Annotated in this window: 19 protein-coding genes, 2 tRNA genes and 2 pseudogenes; 20 read left to right on the forward strand and 3 right to left on the reverse strand. The window is 38.4% G+C overall.

Annotation, left to right across the window (positions count from 1 at the left end; genetic code table 11):
- Positions 1-853 precede the first annotated feature (853 nt).
- The 6 genes from ACQRBN_RS03965 to ACQRBN_RS03990 all read left to right on the forward strand — a co-directional run bounded on the left by ACQRBN_RS03965 (position 854) and on the right by ACQRBN_RS03990 (position 5,574).
- Positions 854-1,621 (forward strand): ParA family protein, encoded by a 768-nt coding sequence (locus tag ACQRBN_RS03965; RefSeq protein WP_427737685.1) that lies wholly within the window; start codon positions 854-856, stop codon positions 1,619-1,621.
- 13 nt (positions 1,622-1,634) lie between these two features.
- A complete protein-coding gene (locus ACQRBN_RS03970) occupies positions 1,635-2,549 on the forward strand; it encodes a ParB/RepB/Spo0J family partition protein (RefSeq protein ID WP_427737686.1) in 915 nt (304 codons plus the stop codon).
- A 3-nt stretch (positions 2,550-2,552) separates the two neighbouring features.
- A complete protein-coding gene (locus ACQRBN_RS03975; protein WP_427737687.1) occupies positions 2,553-3,086 on the forward strand; it encodes a DUF4446 family protein in 534 nt (177 codons plus the stop codon).
- Between the two features lie 27 nt (positions 3,087-3,113).
- Positions 3,114-4,400, forward strand: a complete 1,287-nt coding sequence (serS, locus tag ACQRBN_RS03980) for a serine--tRNA ligase (RefSeq protein ID WP_427737688.1) — start codon at positions 3,114-3,116, stop codon at positions 4,398-4,400.
- 28 nt (positions 4,401-4,428) lie between these two features.
- Complete coding sequence (locus ACQRBN_RS03985) at positions 4,429-5,304, forward strand: DUF3881 family protein (protein WP_427737689.1); 876 nt, start codon at positions 4,429-4,431, stop codon at positions 5,302-5,304.
- A 193-nt stretch (positions 5,305-5,497) separates the two neighbouring features.
- Positions 5,498-5,574: transfer RNA gene (locus tag ACQRBN_RS03990), tRNA-Arg, on the forward strand.
- Between the two features lie 273 nt (positions 5,575-5,847).
- Here ACQRBN_RS03990 and ACQRBN_RS03995 read toward each other — a convergent pair.
- Positions 5,848-6,354 carry a tyrosine-type recombinase/integrase gene (locus ACQRBN_RS03995; protein WP_427737797.1) on the reverse strand — a complete coding sequence of 169 codons (507 nt, stop codon included), beginning with the start codon at positions 6,352-6,354 and terminating at the stop codon, positions 5,848-5,850.
- 195 nt (positions 6,355-6,549) lie between these two features.
- On the opposite strand from ACQRBN_RS03995, the gene ACQRBN_RS04000 reads away from it, so the two are divergent.
- On the forward strand, positions 6,550-7,764 hold the full coding sequence (locus tag ACQRBN_RS04000; protein ID WP_427737690.1) for an ATP-binding protein: 1,215 nt from the start codon (positions 6,550-6,552) through the stop codon (positions 7,762-7,764).
- 54 nt (positions 7,765-7,818) lie between these two features.
- Here ACQRBN_RS04000 and ACQRBN_RS04005 read toward each other — a convergent pair whose 3' ends face one another.
- Positions 7,819-8,016, reverse strand: a complete 198-nt coding sequence (locus ACQRBN_RS04005) for a helix-turn-helix domain-containing protein (protein WP_427737691.1) — start codon at positions 8,014-8,016, stop codon at positions 7,819-7,821.
- A 428-nt stretch (positions 8,017-8,444) separates the two neighbouring features.
- Here ACQRBN_RS04005 and ACQRBN_RS04010 point away from each other — a divergent pair, with 428 nt between their 5' ends.
- The 5 genes and pseudogenes from ACQRBN_RS04010 to ACQRBN_RS04030 all read left to right on the forward strand — a co-directional run bounded on the left by ACQRBN_RS04010 (position 8,445) and on the right by ACQRBN_RS04030 (position 12,039).
- Positions 8,445-9,314: a ParB/RepB/Spo0J family partition protein gene (locus ACQRBN_RS04010; RefSeq protein ID WP_427737693.1), complete on the forward strand. Its 870-nt coding sequence runs from the start codon at positions 8,445-8,447 to the stop codon at positions 9,312-9,314.
- An 18-nt stretch (positions 9,315-9,332) separates the two neighbouring features.
- Positions 9,333-9,642 (forward strand): annotated as a pseudogene (locus ACQRBN_RS04015) (ParA family protein); the annotation flags it as partial.
- Positions 9,643-9,717: 75 nt separating this feature from the next.
- On the forward strand, positions 9,718-9,924 hold the full coding sequence (locus ACQRBN_RS04020; RefSeq protein ID WP_427737694.1) for a hypothetical protein: 207 nt from the start codon (positions 9,718-9,720) through the stop codon (positions 9,922-9,924).
- 203 nt (positions 9,925-10,127) lie between these two features.
- The gene (locus ACQRBN_RS04025; protein ID WP_427737695.1) at positions 10,128-11,312 is read left to right on the forward strand and encodes an AAA family ATPase; all 1,185 of its coding nucleotides are present in this window, start codon (positions 10,128-10,130) and stop codon (positions 11,310-11,312) included.
- Positions 11,305-12,039, forward strand: coding sequence for a hypothetical protein (locus ACQRBN_RS04030; RefSeq protein ID WP_427737696.1), 735 nt, complete (start codon positions 11,305-11,307; stop codon positions 12,037-12,039). Before ACQRBN_RS04025 ends, ACQRBN_RS04030 begins: the two co-directional genes overlap by 8 nt.
- Positions 12,040-12,327: 288 nt before the next feature.
- Here the strand turns inward: ACQRBN_RS04030 and ACQRBN_RS04035 are convergent, their stop codons facing one another.
- The gene (locus ACQRBN_RS04035; RefSeq protein WP_427737697.1) at positions 12,328-12,603 is read right to left on the reverse strand and encodes an ImmA/IrrE family metallo-endopeptidase; all 276 of its coding nucleotides are present in this window, start codon (positions 12,601-12,603) and stop codon (positions 12,328-12,330) included.
- Positions 12,604-12,723: 120 nt separating this feature from the next.
- Between ACQRBN_RS04035 and ACQRBN_RS04040 the strand changes: the two genes are divergently transcribed.
- The 8 genes and pseudogenes from ACQRBN_RS04040 (at position 12,724) to ACQRBN_RS04075 (ending at position 18,684) form a co-directional block, all read left to right on the forward strand.
- Complete coding sequence (locus ACQRBN_RS04040) at positions 12,724-13,005, forward strand: type IV toxin-antitoxin system AbiEi family antitoxin domain-containing protein (protein WP_427737698.1); 282 nt, start codon at positions 12,724-12,726, stop codon at positions 13,003-13,005.
- Positions 12,996-13,193, forward strand: coding sequence for a hypothetical protein (locus ACQRBN_RS04045; protein WP_427737801.1), 198 nt, complete (start codon positions 12,996-12,998; stop codon positions 13,191-13,193). The genes ACQRBN_RS04040 and ACQRBN_RS04045 overlap by 10 nt, the downstream gene beginning before the upstream one ends.
- A pseudogene (locus ACQRBN_RS04050) lies at positions 13,153-13,344 on the forward strand (hypothetical protein); the annotation flags it as partial. The gene ACQRBN_RS04045 and the pseudogene ACQRBN_RS04050, both read left to right, overlap by 41 nt.
- Before the next feature lie 80 nt (positions 13,345-13,424).
- Complete coding sequence (locus ACQRBN_RS04055) at positions 13,425-14,534, forward strand: Fic family protein (RefSeq protein ID WP_427737699.1); 1,110 nt, start codon at positions 13,425-13,427, stop codon at positions 14,532-14,534.
- Positions 14,535-15,077: 543 nt separating this feature from the next.
- Positions 15,078-15,149, forward strand: a tRNA-Arg gene (locus tag ACQRBN_RS04060).
- Positions 15,150-15,851: 702 nt separating this feature from the next.
- On the forward strand, positions 15,852-17,057 hold the full coding sequence (locus ACQRBN_RS04065; RefSeq protein ID WP_297872940.1) for an IS110 family transposase: 1,206 nt from the start codon (positions 15,852-15,854) through the stop codon (positions 17,055-17,057).
- A 545-nt stretch (positions 17,058-17,602) separates the two neighbouring features.
- The gene (locus ACQRBN_RS04070; RefSeq protein WP_427737700.1) at positions 17,603-18,280 is read left to right on the forward strand and encodes a hypothetical protein; all 678 of its coding nucleotides are present in this window, start codon (positions 17,603-17,605) and stop codon (positions 18,278-18,280) included.
- A gap of 5 nt (positions 18,281-18,285) precedes the next feature.
- A complete protein-coding gene (locus ACQRBN_RS04075) occupies positions 18,286-18,684 on the forward strand; it encodes a hypothetical protein (RefSeq protein ID WP_297872942.1) in 399 nt (132 codons plus the stop codon).
- Positions 18,685-18,696: the final 12 nt, after the last annotated feature.

The following is an 18,696-nucleotide window of genomic DNA, read 5'->3' on the forward strand; positions in this document are numbered from 1 at the left end:
CTGTTGATTGTTATATTGTTAAAATGTGATCTGACAACAAAATGTCATAAAGCGTTGAAATATATTATTAATACTTTGATTTTTGATTCGTAGATATGGAGATCGAGTTATAAGAAGAGGATAAATGATTATGTGGTAAATATGAATGCTGGAAAGTATCCAATACTAGAGTAACTATAATTATAGAAGAATATTGGAGGTGTTCAATCTTCATTAACACAAGTGAGTATATAATGTTTCACGTGAAACATTATTATTAAAATATAGAGATTAATTATTTATTCTATACTATTATTTGCCAGCCATCAGTTTTCGACTGTTTTTTTGATCTAAGTATTTGTTGACTACCGCTTTTATTTTACTATTCAATTGTATTATTAATATTTAATTATACTATTACTATCCATCTGTTTTACTTTACTTTTTGATTAGACTATTTACTAATTGTTATTTTTTACTGCTAATTGATTATATAAGAATATAACAGTTGCTGAAAACAACAATGATATAAGGAAATAAAAGAATAAAGTTATAGATATTATAAGAAAGCAATTAGAATTAATGTCAAATATAATACCTATTAATAATTATATATTTAATGATATACACAAATATTTAGAAATGTATATGTTAATATATCCGGTAATAAAGTAAATGTATTGTAAATAAAAACTTTTACACTGGAACTTCAAAGATGGAATTCAGTAACAGATAAAAATATAACTAAAAATCAAATGTTTCACGTGAAACATTTATAGAAAACATAAAATCTAGTTTTTGCATCAAACATTTTGTAGATAACTCTAGAGAAAAGTGATATACTAAAATCATGCTGAAAGAAAGGTGATTACAGATGGGAAGAATTATAGCAATTGCCAATCAAAAGGGTGGGGTTGGTAAAACTACAACTGCAATTAATCTATCTGCCTGTCTTGCTGAAAAAGGACAGAAGGTTCTCGCTATTGACATGGATCCTCAGGGAAATATGTCCAGCGGACTTGGCTTGGACAAGAATTCTGTTGAAAAGACTATCTATGATATGATAATAGGTGAGGCAGAAGTTGAAGAGGTATTGCAGAGAGAAACTATTGAGAATCTTGATATACTTCCTGCGAATGTAGACTTGTCAGCGGCGGAGATAGAATTAATTGGGGTTGAAGAAAAAGAGTATATTGTAAGAAACTCTATTCAGAAAATTAGAGACAATTATGATTATGTTGTTATAGATTGTCCGCCATCTCTGAGTATGCTTACGATTAATGCTATGACTACGGCTGATTCGGTATTAGTTCCGATACAATGTGAATATTACGCCCTGGAGGGATTAAGTCAGTTGATACATACTGTTGAATTGGTAAAGGAGAGACTGAATCCTACATTAGAGATTGAAGGTGTTGTATTCACTATGTACGATGCGAGAACTAATCTATCATTGCAGGTTGTAGAAAATGTCAAAGATAATTTGCAGCAGAATATCTATAAAACTATTATTCCGAGAAATATTCGTCTTGCCGAGGCACCAAGTTATGGTATGCCGATTAATCAGTATGATGCGAAATCAGCAGGAGCAGATAGTTATATGAGACTTGCAGACGAAGTAATAAGCAGAGGAGAAGAATAGTAAGGAGGATGTCATGGCAGTAAAGAAAAAAGGACTTGGAAAAGGATTAGATAGTCTTATACCTGATAACAGGAATGTAAAACCTGCTGAAACAGAAGCATCATCAAAAAAAGAAGTAGAACCAGAAGTGAAATCGGGTGAACAGATGATGAAGATTAATATGGTAGAGCCTAACAGAGATCAGCCGCGTAAAAAGTTTGAAGAAGATGCCCTGTATGAATTAGCAGATTCTATCAAACAATATGGTGTATTACAGCCATTACTGGTCAGAAAAAGAAAAGACTATTATGAGATCATAGCCGGAGAGAGAAGATGGAGAGCGGCTAAGATAGCCGGAGTAAAAGAAGTTCCGGTTATTGTTAAGGATTATACTGAGCAAGAAATAGTAGAAATCGGGTTGATTGAAAATATTCAGAGAGAAAATCTGAATCCGATTGAAGAAGCTATGGCTTATAAGAGACTCCTACAGGAATTCAATTTAAAGCAAGATGAAGTTGCTGAAAGAGTATCTAAGAGCAGGACAGCCGTTACTAACTCTATGCGTCTTCTGAAATTGGATGAGAGAGTTCAGCAGATGATTATAGATGATATGATATCAACTGGTCATGCAAGAGCATTGTTAGCGATAGATGACAAAGAACAGCAGTATATATTGGCTAATAAGATATTTGATGATAAGATGAGTGTCCGTGAGATTGAGAAACTCATCAAAGAGATTAAGACTCCAAAGAAGCCAAAAGAAAAGAAAATCATAGAGAATGCATTTATCTATAATGATCTTGAAGAGAAGATGAAAGAAGTAATGGGAACAAAAGTAAAGATTGCTTCAAAAGGAAAGGGAAAAGGGAAGATAGAGATAGAATACTATTCGGATAAAGAATTAGAACATATGTTCGAAATGATAATGAGTATAAGAAGGGAAGATTAATATATGGAAAGCAAGATACTAACAGCACTTGGAATCGATCCGGCATTCATACTTATATTCTTATTGGTTCTGATTGTCGTACTCTTTGTGTTATATGTGAATGTTACTCTGAAGTATAATAGACTAAAAAGCAGTTATGCTACGTTTATGAAGGGAAAAGATGGAAAGACTCTAGAAGAGAGCATGAAAGAAAGGTTTGCAGAAGTCGAGTCAATCCTTAAAATCACCAAACAGAACCGTATCGATATCAAAGAAATCAATAAGAAGATGGAAAGTGATTACCGAAAGGTTGGAATTGTAAAGTATGATGCTTTCAATGAGATGGGTGGCAAATTAAGTTTCGCTCTGGCGATGCTGGATGGAAATAACAGTGGCTGGGTACTTAATGCAATGCACAGCAGAGAAGGCTGTTACACTTATGTGAAGGAAATCGTAAAAGGTGAGAGTTATGTCGAATTAGCTGAAGAGGAAGCAGAAGCACTTGATAAAGCAATCTTCGAGGCTTATGAGATGGATATGAAAGATATTAAGAAATAATATACCAAATATGAGGAGGATACTGATATGTTAGATATTAAATTCGTAAGAATGAATCCAGATGTAGTAAAGGAGAATATTAAGAAAAAATTCCAGGATGAGAAATTACCTCTGGTAGATGAAGTATTAGAATTAGATCAGAAGAATAGAGATATTAAACAGGAAGTAGAAGCGCTCCGCGCGGACCGCAATAAGATTTCAAAGCAGATCGGCGCTTGCATGGCACAGGGTAAGAAAGAAGAAGCGGAAGAATTAAAGAAAAAAGTTCAGGAGAATGCTGACAGAGTAGAGACATTATCTGCAGAAGAAAAAGAAGTAGAAGCAAAGATTAAGAAAATTATGATGACTATTCCGAATATCATCGATCCATCTGTACCGATTGGAAAAGATGACAGTGAGAATGTTGAGATTCAGAAATACGGTGAGCCGGTTGTTCCTGAGTTCGAAATTCCATATCATACAGAGATTATGGAGAGTTTCAACGGAATCGACCTTGAGAGTGCAGGAAGAGTTGCAGGTAATGGCTTCTATTATCTGATGGGGGATATTGCAAGACTTCATTCTGCGGTATTATCCTATGCGCGTGATTTCATGATCGGTCGTGGATTCACATACTGTATCCCTCCATTCATGATCAGAAGCAATGTCGTAACAGGAGTTATGAGTTTTGCAGAAATGGATGCCATGATGTATAAGATTGAGGGCGAAGATCTGTATCTGATCGGAACCAGTGAGCATTCTATGATTGGTAAATTCATTGATACAATGCTGACAGAGGATCAGTTGCCACAGACATTAACCAGTTATTCTCCGTGCTTCCGTAAGGAAAAAGGAGCTCACGGAATCGAAGAACGTGGTGTATACAGAATCCATCAGTTCGAAAAACAGGAAATGATCGTTGTATGCAAGCCGGAAGAAAGCATGAAATGGTATGACAATCTGTGGCAGAATACGGTAGACCTTTTCCGTTCTATGGATATCCCTGTACGTACTTTGGAATGTTGTTCTGGCGATCTGGCAGACCTGAAAGTAAAATCTTGTGACGTAGAAGCATGGTCTCCAAGACAGAAGAAATACTTTGAAGTTGGAAGCTGCTCTAACCTTGGCGATGCACAGGCAAGAAGACTTGGCATCCGTGTAAAAGGAGCAGATGGAAAATATTTCGCTCATACGCTGAACAATACGGTAGCAGCACCTCCGAGAATGTTAATCGCATTCCTGGAGAATAATCTGCAGGCAGACGGAACAGTTAAGATTCCGGAAGTATTGCAGCCATACATGGGCGGAGCAAAAGAACTTACACCTAAGAAATAAGTATTATTATAGTTATAAGGACAATAATATGCATCAATACCTGAAAGCCATTGGATTTGGCGACATTAGCAGCAAAAGAGAACTGAACGAGATCCTGACACAGGTAGAAGATTCCTTTACCCAGCACGATCTGATTTTCCAGGATGATGAGATGGATTTCTGCGAATACCAGAAAGAATTCGGGGCTGGGCTGGGAATTGCATTGTGTGGAGATATGGATATCGATGAGTCCTTCGAAAGACAATATTACTATCCCTATTTCATTGGAACCGGAATTACTTCTTATGCGGATGTCTATATCGAAAGAAGAATGGATAAAGAATCTTATGTAGGGGTCTGTGAAGAGATGAAGGTTGGAATTAATCTGATCTTCCACTTGCAGAATGTTGTTGAATATCTCAAGGAAAGACAGATGACAAAGCATTCTATCAAGTATTCGTCTGTGACTCTCTCCGGACTCTGTAATGGCGGGACGATACTTCTTCCGGTACTTAAGGATAAAGAGCAGGAAAGAAAGCAGCAGGAAGAAGTGCACAATCGTATGATGCTTATGAGTGCTGCCAGAACCGGAGATCCGGTTGCAATTGAAAGCCTGACTATGGATGATATCGATACATATTCGAAGGTATCTAGACGATTGATCACGGAAGATGTCTTTAGTATCGTAGATACTTATATTATGCCGTATGGAATAGAGTGTGATCATTATTCCATTATGGGAGAGATACTGGAATTGCAGCGGATCGTGAATGAATATACTTTGGAAGAAGTGTATGTGATGAAACTGGAAGTGAACGGTCTGTCATTCGATATCTGTGTGCCTGTAAAGGGAGTTATGGGTGATCCGGCGGTTGGAAGACGATTCAAGGGAAATATGTGGATGCAGGGCAGGATTAATTTTTAGAATAGGCTTTGACAAGTGGTATATATATGAAGTATAATAGGAAGGCACTGGGGTGCATTGGTCTGGTGCCTTCTGAATGATGGAAGTATTGAATATGGTGAGTTCCCTTAGTTAAATGGATATAACAAGCGCCTCCTAAGCGCTAGATGGTTCGAGTCTAAATTAGGAATACAAGTTCATATTTTTTGCATAAGTCCCAGTAGCTCAGTTGGATAGAGCACACGCCTCCTAAGCGTGGGGTCGGAGGTTCAAGTCCTCTCTGGGACGCCAGAAAGCACCGCTGCAAGCCCTTTTTTCGGGGGTTTGCAGCGTTTTTTGTTCTCATTTCTCCCGACAGCCGGTTCTCCGGCGCCGGGAGATTTTTATGCGCTGCAAAATGTATATTTGCTAAAAGGAATCGAACGGTTTTCACAAATTTGCTAAGAAAAAATGGGAGTTTGCTAATTTGAGTTTTCCGTCTTTTCCGAACTACTTGCTGGCTGGTTGTGCCTGTTGCGCGATCAGTGCAGCCAGGGCGCTTGCCAGCTCCGGCGACTTTTGAAACTATTCTACCAGACCTGCAAGATCGATGGGCGCCGGTTCCGGCTCCTTTGGTTCCTCTGGAGGGCGCATCCTGCGCAAATCGGGATTAGAGTAAAAGGCACTCTCAAACTTCTGGGCGTTGACCTTTCTGTCCTCGTCCAGAATGTGAGCGTAGATGCTGGTAATCATATCAATCTCCGCATGGCCCGTGTCACCCTGGGTGGCCTTCAGATCGCCGTGGTTCAATTTCAACTTGTAGGTGGTGCTGGAATGACGGAGGGAATGGAAAACTACTCTGGGCAATCCTGCTTCTTCACGGAGTTTGGAAAACTCTTTCAGAGTGATACGGTCCTCACAGGGGCGGCCATTGGGCAGCGCCACAACAAGATTGAAGTCCTGATATTCGTCCCCCAGAAAGCCTCTCAGTTCGTCCTGGGCCTTCTTCCACTCCCGCAGAATGTGGGCAAGCATTTTCGGCAGCCACACCTTGCGGATACTGGAATCAGTCTTTGGCTTTTTCAGGATCAGTGATACGCCATCCTCATTTCCGCTTCATTCAACTTCATTTATCTGCTCCTTTCTGAAATTTATCTTTTTCAATTGTCAAACAATGTCGATATTTTGATTTTATCGAGTATAATCGGTAAATCAAAAGAAACTGACTTGAAAATCAAATATACTTGTGATATCATATTGACAGTCTCAGAAAGGAGGCTGGTCAATATGATTAAACGAGAAACCTACATGAGCCGTATCCGGCCATTTATCGGAAACGATCTGGTCAAGGTCTTAACCGGAATCCGCCGCAGCGGGAAATCCGTCATGCTGGACCTGATCAAAGAAGAACTGCGCGCCTCCGGTGTAGACAGCACGCAGTTCATTTCCATCAATTTTGAAAACATGAGCAACGCTCATCTTTGTACGGCGGCCCAACTGCATGATGAGATCATTCACAGAGCCTCGGAGATCCATGGTAAGGTTTATCTCTTTTTCGATGAAATCCAGGAGGTGGACGCCTGGGAGAAGTGTATCAACTCCTTCCGCGTGGAACTGGATTGCGATATTTACATCACCGGCTCAAATGCCAAGCTGCTTTCCGGCGAGCTGGCGACCTATTTGGCCGGGCGGTATGTGGAGTTCGTGATTTATCCTTTCTCCTTTGCGGAGTTCATCGAGCTGTACCGAACTGTGTTCCCGGACACCAGTGTGGAAAAATGCTTCACAAAATATCTGACTATCGGCGGGATGCCCTATCTGTCTAACCTCTGGTATGACGAAGCGGCCAGCCGCCAGTATTTGCAGGACCTTTACAACTCCGTGGAGCTGAAAGACATTGTAAAGCGCAATCGAATCCGGGATGTGGACATGCTGGAGCGGATCATTGCCTATATCACCTCCAACATTGGCACCACTTTTTCCTCCACCGCCATTTCCAAGTACCTGAAAAGTGAAGGCCGCTCTGTCTCTCCGGATACGGTGCTGAACTATATCAAAGCCTGTACTGATGCTTTCCTGTTCTATCAAGTGAAGCGTCAGGACTTACAGGGTAAGAAAATCCTCACCGTCAATGAGAAATACTATGTGGCCGATCACGGGGTACGGGAAGCTGTTTTTGGCGGGAACATGCGGGATATCAACCTTGTGCTGGAAAACATTGTCTATATGGAGCTGCTGCGCCGGGGCTATACCGTCACCGTTGGCAAAGCAGGCGAGAAGGAGATCGACTTTGTCTGCGAGAAGCAGCGGGAAAAGCTCTATGTCCAGGTCTGCTATCTGCTGGCCTCCGAAGAAACGTCCAGGCGGGAATTTGGCGCCTATGATGGCGTCCGTGATAACTTCCCGAAGTACGTCGTCTCTCTGGATGAGTTTGACATGAGCCGAGACGGGATCAAGCACCGCAATATCCGGGATTTCCTGCTGTCGGAAGAATGGAACTGAATGAGAACATGAAAAAACGCCACAGGTTTTATGCCTGTGGCGTTGCCATCATATTTACAATTCCATATTTTCCAGCCATTCGTCGAAAGACTTCTTTGAAATGCGAATGGAATAGCCGATACGAACAGTTTTGAACTTTTCTTTCTTCACAAGTTTATATGCAGAAGTCCGTCCTATGCCAAGGATGGCCGCAATTTGTTCAACTGTATATGTCCGCGCTTCGGGCAGTGAACGCTTCGCTTGTTTTTCCATAGTGACCTTACGGCATCAAGTTCGAGTATTTTATGATAGTTTGCGAATGAAATGTCATTGGAAGTCACATATGAGCCGCGTGCGAAACGGTACGCCATACTCCTAAGCGCTAGTTGTGAGTTCGATTCTCGCAGGGGACGGTTGCAAACAAAGCGGTAATGATTAGCAGAAAATGCTATGTCATGAACCGCTTTTTTGTTTTCAATGAGATGAAAAAAGCAGGTCGGGAATGAATTTTCAACTAATTTGAAGTGATTTTCGTTAGCTGGCGGCTAATCAAAAATACTGTTTTTCAAACAGGGAAAAATAGAATATTTCATTAGCTACAGCTAATGGTAATCGAGATGCTCGTTTGGATCAGATTCAATAAAAAAGAATCTAATCTGAACGGGCATTTTTGTTTGGATTACAGGAAAAGGAGGAGTTCAATGGCAGAAAAAGAAGCAGCCAATCAGTTTGATGATGAAAAGGTAATTGAAATTGAGATTGAAAGGCTCAGATCTTTTAAAGATCATCCATTCAAGGTTGAAGATGATAAGGATATGCATCTTCTGAAAGACAGCATAAAGAAATATGGCGTTTTAAATCCGCTGATTGTCAGACCTGTACCAGATGGTGTATACGAAATCATTTCAGGTCACAGAAGAAAATATGCGGCACAGCAACTTGGATATCGAAAAGTGCCTGTGATCATTCGGGTTATGAACGATGAAGAAGCCATTATAAAAATGGTGGATTCCAATCTTCAAAGGGAACGGATCAGTTACAGTGAGAAAACTTTTGCTTACAAAATGAAAAATGATGCTATGAAAAGGACTGCCGGAAGACCGCGTAGCCAAATCGACCACAATTTAAAAGTAAAAAGAATAGTGGAAATCATAGCAGAAGAAACGGGTGAAAGTCCAAAGCAGGTACAAAGATATATTACTCTCACGAATCTGATTCCGGAACTTTTACAACAGCTGGATGATGAGCTTATTTCATTCAATCCGGCAGTTGAACTGGCAGCATTAAAGGAAAATGAACAAAAACATTTAATCGAAGCCATGGATTATGCTCAATCAGTGCCATCTCTTTCTCAGGCACAAAGAATAAAGAAATTGAGTAAAGATGGAAAACTGACTCTGGAGAAGATGCAAGATATCCTAAGTGAAATAAAAAAAGGGGAAATATCCAGAGTCACATTTACAAATGAACAGCTTCACAGATACTTTCCAAACAACTATACACCGGAAATGATGAAGCGTGAAATCGTAGCAATCTTAAAAATATGGATGGAACAATACTGGGATAAATAAGAAACGGAGGAATGAAGAATGTGTAAAGTAATCGCTGTTACAAATCAGAAAGGCGGTGTCGGAAAGACCACGACAACCGTAAATTTAGGAATTGGTCTCGCAAAAGAAAAAAGTGCCGATGATTGATGCGAATCCGCAGGGGAGCCTGACTGCCAGTCTCGGATATGTGGAACCGGATGATCTTGGTAATACTCTGGCAACCATCATGCTGGCAGTGATCAATGAGGAAGAGATACAGACGAATGATGGGATTCTTCATCATGAAGAGAATAAGGATCTGTTACCAGCAAACATTGAACTATCAGCTCTGGAAGTAACACTGGGAGATGGAGAAAAGTATATAGATTTATTAATCTTCTATGCTCCGATTCGGGGAGAGGAAGGTTAAAGAAAAGAGGAAACTATGCAGACAAGGCAGGAGGCAATACAATATTGCCATTCATTTCAAGATGTATATGAAGATTATCCTTTTCATGATGATAATTGGTGTGTTATGTGTCATAAAGAGAATAAGAAGACATCTATTATCCTGGATGGCTCTGTTCCAGATCAAGATATCCGGCGTATGATTGGGGAAAGTTATGATCTGACGAAAGGGAAGAAAAAATGAGGATTATAAAGGTCTGTTCTTTGCGAACGGGATTTCTTATTTTATAATAAATTAATCTGAATTACCAGTTTTTAGTGTGTATACCATACACAAAGGTATCTAAAGGTAAAAAATAAGATATATAGCCATAAAAAGGGTAAAAAAGGTTTTAAATAGTAAAATATGTGGTATAATAGTCATAGAAAGTTTTAGGAGGTGGAAGTATGCAGCTGAAAGCAGAAAATGTATTTAAACCAGGTGCATTTCCGGAATATACATATGTATCTCGTAATTATGAAAATACAGGAATTTCATACGAATTAAGATTAAAACAAGCTTTAAGAACAGCAGGATGCTTAACTTCGATAATAGGTCCTTCTAAAATGGGAAAGACTATATTATGTGAACAAGTTATAGGCCTAGATAATATTGTTGAAATATCGGGGGCAGATTTTAATGAGAATGTAGATTTTTGGGCAACTATAGCAGCAAAGGTTGGATTACCATATATGGGTGAAATAACTACAGAAAGGTCTGCTACGGAAGGAAATAACAAAGAGAGCGATAGTAAAAGCGAAAAATATGTTCTGTCTAAAGATAAAGTAATACAGTATTACATTGAAAACGAAAAGGTTTTAGTTATAGATGATTTCCACTATGCATCACCGGAAATGCAAATGAAAATGGCACAACAGTTGAAAGATGCAATAAGACGAGAATTAAAAGTAGTTGTAGTTTCCTTACCACATAGAGCGGATGATGCTATTAGACAGAATGCAGATTTATCAGGCAGGTTGAGCTTGATTAATATAGAAACATGGAAGGAAGAGGATCTGAAAAAGATTGCATTAAAAGGCTTTGATAAATTGAATATTAAAATAGAGAATTCTATTGCGGAGAAATTGGCTGTTGAGTGTCTTACATCGCCGCAATTGATGCAATATATATGCCTGAGTATTTGTACACTATTAGAAGATGAAGAAAAACAGGAAATAAATGATGATATATTGCAAAGGGCTTACAAATTCACCACGATGAACTTTAATTATGCTGATGTAGTAAGTGTGATGTCAAAGGGACCAAATCCACGAGGCCAGCAAAGGAAACATTATCAAACTATTGATGGCAAGGAACTGGATTTATATGGTCTGATTGTTGAATCTTTAGCAAAAAATCCTCCATTGATGGAAATAGATTTTGATACTTTCTATAATAGAATCATTCAGCTTATTAAAACTACCGATACAAAATTAGACAAACAAACCGTTAAAAATCATTTGAATAGTTTGCAAGGAATTTTAGAAGGAAAAGAAGAAATTTATCGTGCAATCGAATGGAAGGATGGAACTATTTATGTCCTTGATCCATTATTTTTATTTTATCTAAGATGGGGGAGAATGAATGGATAACATATTGGGTGCTTTTATAGAAAAAATTAGTTGTGTTGCCACAGAAAAAGAGTATAACGAAGTTGTCCAGGAATTGAATCAGACACTATACACGGAAGGATATTCAGAAGAAATTTGCCAGGAAGTTAAGTGTAAACAAAAATATATAAAAAATAGGTTCTCGGATGAAGCGAACAAGGAAAAAATGCTTACAGCAAAAGAAAATCTATTAGATTATCTCTACATGATTTCAAGAAAAGAAAAAAAGAATGTTAATATCGAGTATTTAGAAAAATATCTGAAAAATTTTTATATGTTTTTAGAGGCATTAACAGAAAGAGAACCCGATAAACGCGCAACATTGACGAAAGATAAATTACAGCAAATCAAAATTGGAAACGAATATGATTTGCAGCATCTTTTGTATGCTGTTTTAAAGCCGGTATATCCGGATATTCGCAAAGAAGTAGCTGAAGATTCAGGAGTTGGAATGATTAGAAGTGATTTAAAAATTCCGGGTCTAAATTTGGTTTTGGAAACAAAATGTACGGGAGAAAAAACGAGATTGAAAAAACTAACCGAAGAAATTGAGGCAGATATTGTTCATTATTCGGAGGACTATATTTTATTCTACGTATATGATAAAGAAAAAATCATAAAAGATAAGCAAAATTATGAAAGTCAATTTAATCGTGTGTTTGATGGAAAAAATATAAAGATTATTATTCAACAACCGATAAGTATTTAAAACATGAAATTTTATAGAAATAGCTCGTTCGGTTGGAACGAGTTTTTTCTATTTCGCCAGAAAATTACTCTGTATATCCATCGGCATATGATAAGCCTGCCCGCGTTTCATCAGGCTGTACAGTTTGAAGTTCATTAACTCTGGACTGGCATTTAGGCTGCTACAGAATCCAAAGTAATTTAGGTCTTCATTTTTGACATTTTAGCCACATCGTCATCTCCAAGGAGAAGATCGGTGGAAAACAGATTGGCTTTGTATTCTGCCCAGTCTTTCATATTGTAAAGTACATCATCCTTCATTGAAGCCATTTTCAACTTTGACCGATGTTAGGACGATGTGTCCCAGTTCGTGTGCGGCAACGATACGCTGCTCTTCTTCTGAAAGGAAACTGCTGATCATGACATAAATCGTCTGGCAGTTCATGAAGCAGTAGCCTTTTAATTTCTTGTAATTTGATGTTTCCCCGACTACAACGTTCATGCAGTTGAGAAGTTCAAAAGGGTCTCTGGTCTTAAATCGACTGACCAGCTCCTCCACTTTTGTGTAAATATAGCTGTTTCCCAAATATATCACCTCAAAAGATAAGTTGCCTCAAATACGGCAATGTATTATGGATATACAGACCGTGTGCCGGGAATCTGGCATATAGCAGTGGATAACAAATCGGCAAGGAATAAATTCAAGATGGATTTTCCAATTATAAAGCCACACTTCATTGATGCAAACAGATTGGATATTGGTGTAAGTGAAGGAAATATTGACGGAATTACCGTAAAGATATATGACCGGGAACGTGTGGTCTGTGATTGTCTTAGACATATTAATACTATGGATGGAGAAGTGTTTAACACAGTGATTCAAAGATATGTGAAGGACAAAGATAAAGATGCTGCTAAACTGATGGAGTATGCTGTGAAACTTGGTGTGGAAAAAAAGGCAAGAAGGGTGGTTGGAGTATGGCTGTAAAAGAGATAAAGGATATGGGCGCATCAGTGCTTGCCAGATTAAAAAAGCAAGCAAAGGAAACAGGAATCAATTATCAGACTTGTCTCCAGCTTTTTGCACAAGAGGAGTTTCTTCGTAAACTTGAAATGTCACAGTATGCGGAAAATCTTGTTTTGGGACTGCATCGATATTTCCGAAAAAGCGATTGAGGAGAACCGGGCGTATCTATTCATAAATAAGGAATCTCAGCGTGTGAGCAAGGCGGCCTTAAAGGAACTGGATGCAGAACTGCTTGCAAAGGTTCTTTCAAATCCAGAAATGGCAGCACTTCTTACGTCACTGGCGAAGAGGATGAAATAATGAAAAATAGTGAAAAAATAGTGTAATTTTAGTGGAAAAATAATTCATGAATCGATATAATATATATTGATGAAATGGAGGTGGACAATTTGATAAAGGTTACACTAACGAATGAAATTTTAAAAAGGATATCGGAGATTGATGAAAATCGTTTTTCTCTTAGCACGATAGAATTGCCGCCTGTTACAAAGAATAGACTTAGAAAAAACTCTAAGAAAAAAAGTTCATATGCTTCTAATAAGATTGAGGGAAATCCTTTGACTGAAAAACAGGCGAATGAAGCCATTGACAGTGATCCTCACAAACATTTTTTGAAGCCAGAACAGGAAGTTCGCAATTACTTTCTGGCCTTAAATCTTCTGGAAGAGAAGTTGAAAAAGAAAGAACTCTTTTCAAAAAAGATGATTCTTGAAGTGCAGGCAATTGTTGAAAAAGGTGCCGGGGAAGAAAAGATAGGATTAAGAGGTCCTATGCCGCCAGGAATGTTATTTGCAGTATATGATTCCGAAACGGGAGCACCAGAATATATTCCACCAGAGTATATAGATATTCCGGAGTTACTGGATGAACTTGTTGAATATGTAAATACCACAGATGATCATCCGTTAATCATTGCTGCCGTAGTCCATTATCAACTGGTTACCATTCATCCTTTTGAAGATGGAAATGGAAGAACTGCCAGACTAATGTCAGGCTATATTCTTGATTATTATGGATACGGTTTTAATGGAATTGGTTCTCTGGAAGAATATTTTGCCTATGATCCAGATGAGTATTATGCATCGTTGCAAATGGGATTACCTGCATTGTATTATTCAGGAAGGGAAAATCCTCCGCATCCGGAAATCTGGATCAATTATTTTTTGAAAATGATGGGATTGTATTCTAAAAAAGTATATGAGTTATCGAAAGCGTCAGAGAAAGATGAATTAGAAGGAAGCCTGTCTTATCTAAATACAAAAGAAAAAGAATTTTTAGTGTTTCTGTTAAAAAAACGATTATACGAGTTTACACCAATTGAAGTAAGTAAGTTGATTGGTGTAACAAACAAGACGGTTATTAATAGATGTGCGAAGCTTGCAAATAATGGTTTTTTGATTCCTATCATTGTCAAAACAAGAGTTCGTTCCTATCGGTTAAGCGATTTTTCAAGAACAAATGAAAAAAGGATTTTGAAAAAATTGTCGTAGTCGAAACCCCATAGACAAATCGACAATAACGTTGCATAGTAATAATAGAATCTGGTCAATTGAATATTGTTTATCATTCCTGCTTGTAAGTGGATGGTAGCCGGAATATGATATCTGTTAATAACAACAGAGCTTTCCCCGGATGTTAGCAGTTGCAAAGAATCTGCTAATTTTCAGGGCTTATCTGGACTTAACAGAAAGGATATTCAGATTACAAGAATTTGATTCGAAAGTGAAAAAAGTCCTTGATAATAAAGGGCAAAACATATCAGTTCTTGACAGGGATTAACAGAACCACAGAGCTCTCCTAAGAAGGAGCCGCGGCTGAACCCTGAGGGAAAACAGAAAAAAGAACTTGGAGTTCGAATCGATTCTGGAAGAGACAAAATTAACAACGAAGCTTTCCCCATTCAGGCGGATGCTCTACTGTTAATAAAATGAATAATCTGATGATATCCAGCTAGTCAAAATTAGCTGAAAATCATAAAACGGTTACCGAACCAAAGTGCTGAAAACCCAGTGTTTAAGCCAAAAATCGGTAATGTCCTCTTAGTTTAACGGATAAAACAAGCGCCTCCTAAGCGCTAGCTGTGGGTTCGATTCCCGCAGGGGACGGTTGCAAACAAAGCGGTAATGATTAGCAGAAAATGCTATGTCATGAACCGCTTTTTTGTTTTCAATGAGATGAAAAAAAGCAGGACGGGAATGAATTTCCAGCTAATTTGAAGTGATTTTCGTTAGCTGACAGCTAATCCAAAATACTGTTTTGCAAACAGGAAAAAATACGATTCCTGCTAACATCGGGGTTCGGTCTTATTAAAACCTCAGATTGGGGATGTAAAACAGTGTAAAAAGGAGTAAAATCCTTTATGGAATAAACACTCTGCTAATTTTGGTTAGCTGAAACAATAGATTATTTCATTAGCTACAGCTAAGTCAAAGAAACCTCCACTGGAGCTTCCTTTGACATGCTAAGGCATGGCAAGCGAGATGCTCGTTTGGATCAGATTCAATAAAAAAGAATCTAATCTGAACGGGCTTTTTAGTACCATAAAAGTGTAGTAGTTAGAGAGTAATTAACTCTGACATCTGCACTTATTTTATTATAATAGGGAAAGCAGTTGGTATGGCATGGGCTTTTTTGGATTTTTAACATCCGTCAATAAAACCGTCAACCAACCCCTTATTATAAATATTCGCTTAGGCAGGTTGATACTCTATGAGAGCTTTCGTGTAACGAACTAAACTGAATCGTAATAAGTGTGAATGGTTTTACTGATTGCTAATAAAAATGTACCAAGGTAGTAGGAGGTTATTATGATCAGTGTAGGAATTGATGTGGCAAAAGGGAAAAGTACGGTATGCATACTGAAACCTTATGGGGAAATTGTCAGCAAGCCGTTCGACATCTCCCATGTAGAAAAGGATTTGGGGGAACTCGCGGCTATGCTTCTAAGGTTTGACGATGAAGTAAAGGTTGTTATGGAGGCAACTGGCATCTATCATCTTCCAGTCCTTACCTATTTACAGGAAAAAGGACTGTTTGTAGCTGTTATTAATCCATACTTGATGAAGGTATACCGTAGCGGAGATCTTAGAAAAGCAAAGACAGACAAAATCGATTCCAGGATTATTGCTAATTATGGCATTGAACACTGGTTTACAATGGCAGAGTTCAAAGCATCGGATGATGTGTATGGGGAACTGAAGATGCTGGGACAGCAATACAGACACTATATGAAACTGCATATCATGTCTCTGCATGAATTGACGCATTTGCTGGATTATACAATGCCTGGAATCAAGGGTATGCTTGCAAGTTGGAATGAAGGAAACCGAAAGGATAAACTGAGTGATTTTGTTGAAAGGTTTTGGCACTATGATACTATCACATGTCTTAGTGAAACAGAATTTATAAAGCAGTACATGTCCTGGGCAAAAGAAAAGAAATACCATCAGAGCCAGGACAAGGCGCAAGCCATATATGCCCTGGCCCGTGAAGGCATTCCTACCTTATCTTCAGAAACCCCATCCGTCAAAATGCTGGTAACTGAAGCGGTCCGAGTGCTCAAAGAAGTTGATGCAACTCTAAGCATAATCTTATCACGAATGCAGGAATTAGCAAAGAGCCTGCCGGAATATTCCATTGTGAGGGGGATGGGAGGCGTGGGAGAAGTTCTGGCACCAAAGCTAATTGCAGAAATTGGTGATGTTAGAAGGTTCCATAGCGGAAAGGCTTTAATAGCATATGCGGGAATTGATATTCCGCCTTATGAATCAGGGCAATTTGTTGGTTCTAATCGAAAGATAACTAAACGTGGATTGGCGGCTCTGCGTAAAGTCGGCTATGAAACCATGAGATGTATAAAAACGCACCCAAGACCAGATGATCCAGTTTACCAGTATATAGTCAAAAAAGAAGCTGAAGGCAAGGCAAAAAAAGCTGCTAAAATAGCAGGGCTGAATAAGTTTCTCAGAATATATTACGCACGAGTTAAAGAAATCTATACGGATATAAAATAAATATCAAAATGAAAGACTGCAAAAAGGCTGCCTAAATGACAGTCTATTTGTTGTACCTAATTTTATGAAAGAAAAATATTTTAAAAACCTGCAAAAAACTATTGACTTTTCTTAGCAGGTTTTGTTGCCAAGCATGCGATAAAAACAGTCCAGTGGACTGTTTTGCAAACAGGGAAAAATATGATTCCTGCTAACATCGGGGTTCGGTCTTGTTATAACTTTGGATTGGGGATGTAAAACAACGTAAAAATGGTGGATTCCAATTTTCAAAGGGAACGGATCAGGAAAGAAGCAGAAATTAAAAGATATAGTATATTGTGAATGCCGATTGTAATGAAAGGCAATGAAATCCCCATTATAAGAATTGATGCGAGAAATAACAATCACAAGTCTGATGACGGGGGAAAATAGCCCTGCACAAAAGGATAGTTTGAAGAATGGAAATAAGTTTTTTCTTGAATTTATTCAAACTACACTTTTGTGTGGGGTGTACTAATTTGGAATATGATAGACTGTTGTAAATGAGAATACTAAAGGAATGGAGGATGGATATGAGGGTTCCGTTAATAAGAACATTGGATGCAAATGAAAATGCATCAGGATATAAGTTATTTCCTTCAACAGATGGTTTGGCAAAAATAAAAATGGAGGAAGATGATGGAACAGAAATTAAAGAGTTTTCGGTTGACCGAGTAGAATGTCGTAGTTTTGGTGCAAAGTCTGAAATAGATTTCTGCATGGATGGTGTTGGAACAAAAAGCTGGACAGTGTCGGTGACAAAAAAGAGAATCATTGTATGGAACGCGGCATCTAAAGGATTGTTTGGAAAACCAAAAGAAAAGAGTGGAAAAGCTACAGGCGGACATCTTTTGTTTGAATCACTTGGATGGCTTAGTACATTTTGCGGACCACAAGGGAAAAAAATTCTTTTGTGTGTTTGTCTGCGGAAGGATCAGTGTAAAAGTGCGTTGGCGATTAGTGGAGATGAAGCAAGTATGAAGAAATTACTTATAGCACTTCACGGAATGGCAGATACATGGATAACAGAACATAATATGAAACTGAGACAGGAAGGAGCAGATGAAAAACAGAACAAGGCATTGGAGGCGTGGGAAAATTTTGTTGACAACGCCTGGAGCAATGCTACAGAAGAAGAGTCAGTAATGCTACCGGTAAAAAGTATGAAATTTGTGGCAAATAGTCAAATGGATGAGAGGAGATAAAAATAATGGCACGTATTAAAACAGATTCAACGGAGTTAGTTACAGATAAAAGTTTACAGCAGATTGCAAATGGAATTAGAGAGGCTGCATCAGTATTGAATGCACAGGTAGATGAACTGAATGATGATCCACTTGGAAAGTTTGGAGACAAGTGTGATATTGAGGTTGTATTATCAGGAAACGTTGGATTGTTCTCCGGATTAAAACATTTTAGACCGGGCGGGGCAAATAATATTTGGGGAGTTCAGGTGTTTGTTTCAGATTTAGGAGATAAACGTCATATCGAATTGATTGCTTTAGGAGAAGGTGTGTTTGCCGGCGGGTTATTTAGTAATGGTGCCGGTATCTTGAATTTGGGAGTAAGTAAGGATAAACGTGACAAAATCATTTCTTATCTGATTTAAAAATTGGAGAGA

This window comes from Bariatricus sp. SGI.154, from assembly GCF_050313795.1.
GTDB lineage: Bacteria > Bacillota > Clostridia > Lachnospirales > Lachnospiraceae > CAMBRQ01.

Coding starts and splice junctions, on each gene's coding strand:
- ACQRBN_RS03965 (WP_427737685.1), top strand. CDS start 854: ATGGGAAGAATTATAGCAATTGCCAATCAAAAGGGTGGGGTTGGTAAA.
- ACQRBN_RS03970 (WP_427737686.1), top strand. CDS start 1,635: ATGGCAGTAAAGAAAAAAGGACTTGGAAAAGGATTAGATAGTCTTATA.
- ACQRBN_RS03975 (WP_427737687.1), top strand. CDS start 2,553: ATGGAAAGCAAGATACTAACAGCACTTGGAATCGATCCGGCATTCATA.
- serS (WP_427737688.1), top strand. CDS start 3,114: ATGTTAGATATTAAATTCGTAAGAATGAATCCAGATGTAGTAAAGGAG.
- ACQRBN_RS03985 (WP_427737689.1), top strand. CDS start 4,429: ATGCATCAATACCTGAAAGCCATTGGATTTGGCGACATTAGCAGCAAA.
- ACQRBN_RS04000 (WP_427737690.1), top strand. CDS start 6,550: ATGATTAAACGAGAAACCTACATGAGCCGTATCCGGCCATTTATCGGA.
- ACQRBN_RS04005 (WP_427737691.1), bottom strand. CDS start 8,016: ATGGAAAAACAAGCGAAGCGTTCACTGCCCGAAGCGCGGACATATACA.
- ACQRBN_RS04010 (WP_427737693.1), top strand. CDS start 8,445: ATGGCAGAAAAAGAAGCAGCCAATCAGTTTGATGATGAAAAGGTAATT.
- ACQRBN_RS04020 (WP_427737694.1), top strand. CDS start 9,718: ATGCAGACAAGGCAGGAGGCAATACAATATTGCCATTCATTTCAAGAT.
- ACQRBN_RS04025 (WP_427737695.1), top strand. CDS start 10,128: ATGCAGCTGAAAGCAGAAAATGTATTTAAACCAGGTGCATTTCCGGAA.
- ACQRBN_RS04030 (WP_427737696.1), top strand. CDS start 11,305: ATGGATAACATATTGGGTGCTTTTATAGAAAAAATTAGTTGTGTTGCC.
- ACQRBN_RS04040 (WP_427737698.1), top strand. CDS start 12,724: ATGGATTTTCCAATTATAAAGCCACACTTCATTGATGCAAACAGATTG.
- ACQRBN_RS04045 (WP_427737801.1), top strand. CDS start 12,996: ATGGCTGTAAAAGAGATAAAGGATATGGGCGCATCAGTGCTTGCCAGA.
- ACQRBN_RS04065 (WP_297872940.1), top strand. CDS start 15,852: ATGATCAGTGTAGGAATTGATGTGGCAAAAGGGAAAAGTACGGTATGC.
- ACQRBN_RS04070 (WP_427737700.1), top strand. CDS start 17,603: ATGGATATGAGGGTTCCGTTAATAAGAACATTGGATGCAAATGAAAAT.
- ACQRBN_RS04075 (WP_297872942.1), top strand. CDS start 18,286: ATGGCACGTATTAAAACAGATTCAACGGAGTTAGTTACAGATAAAAGT.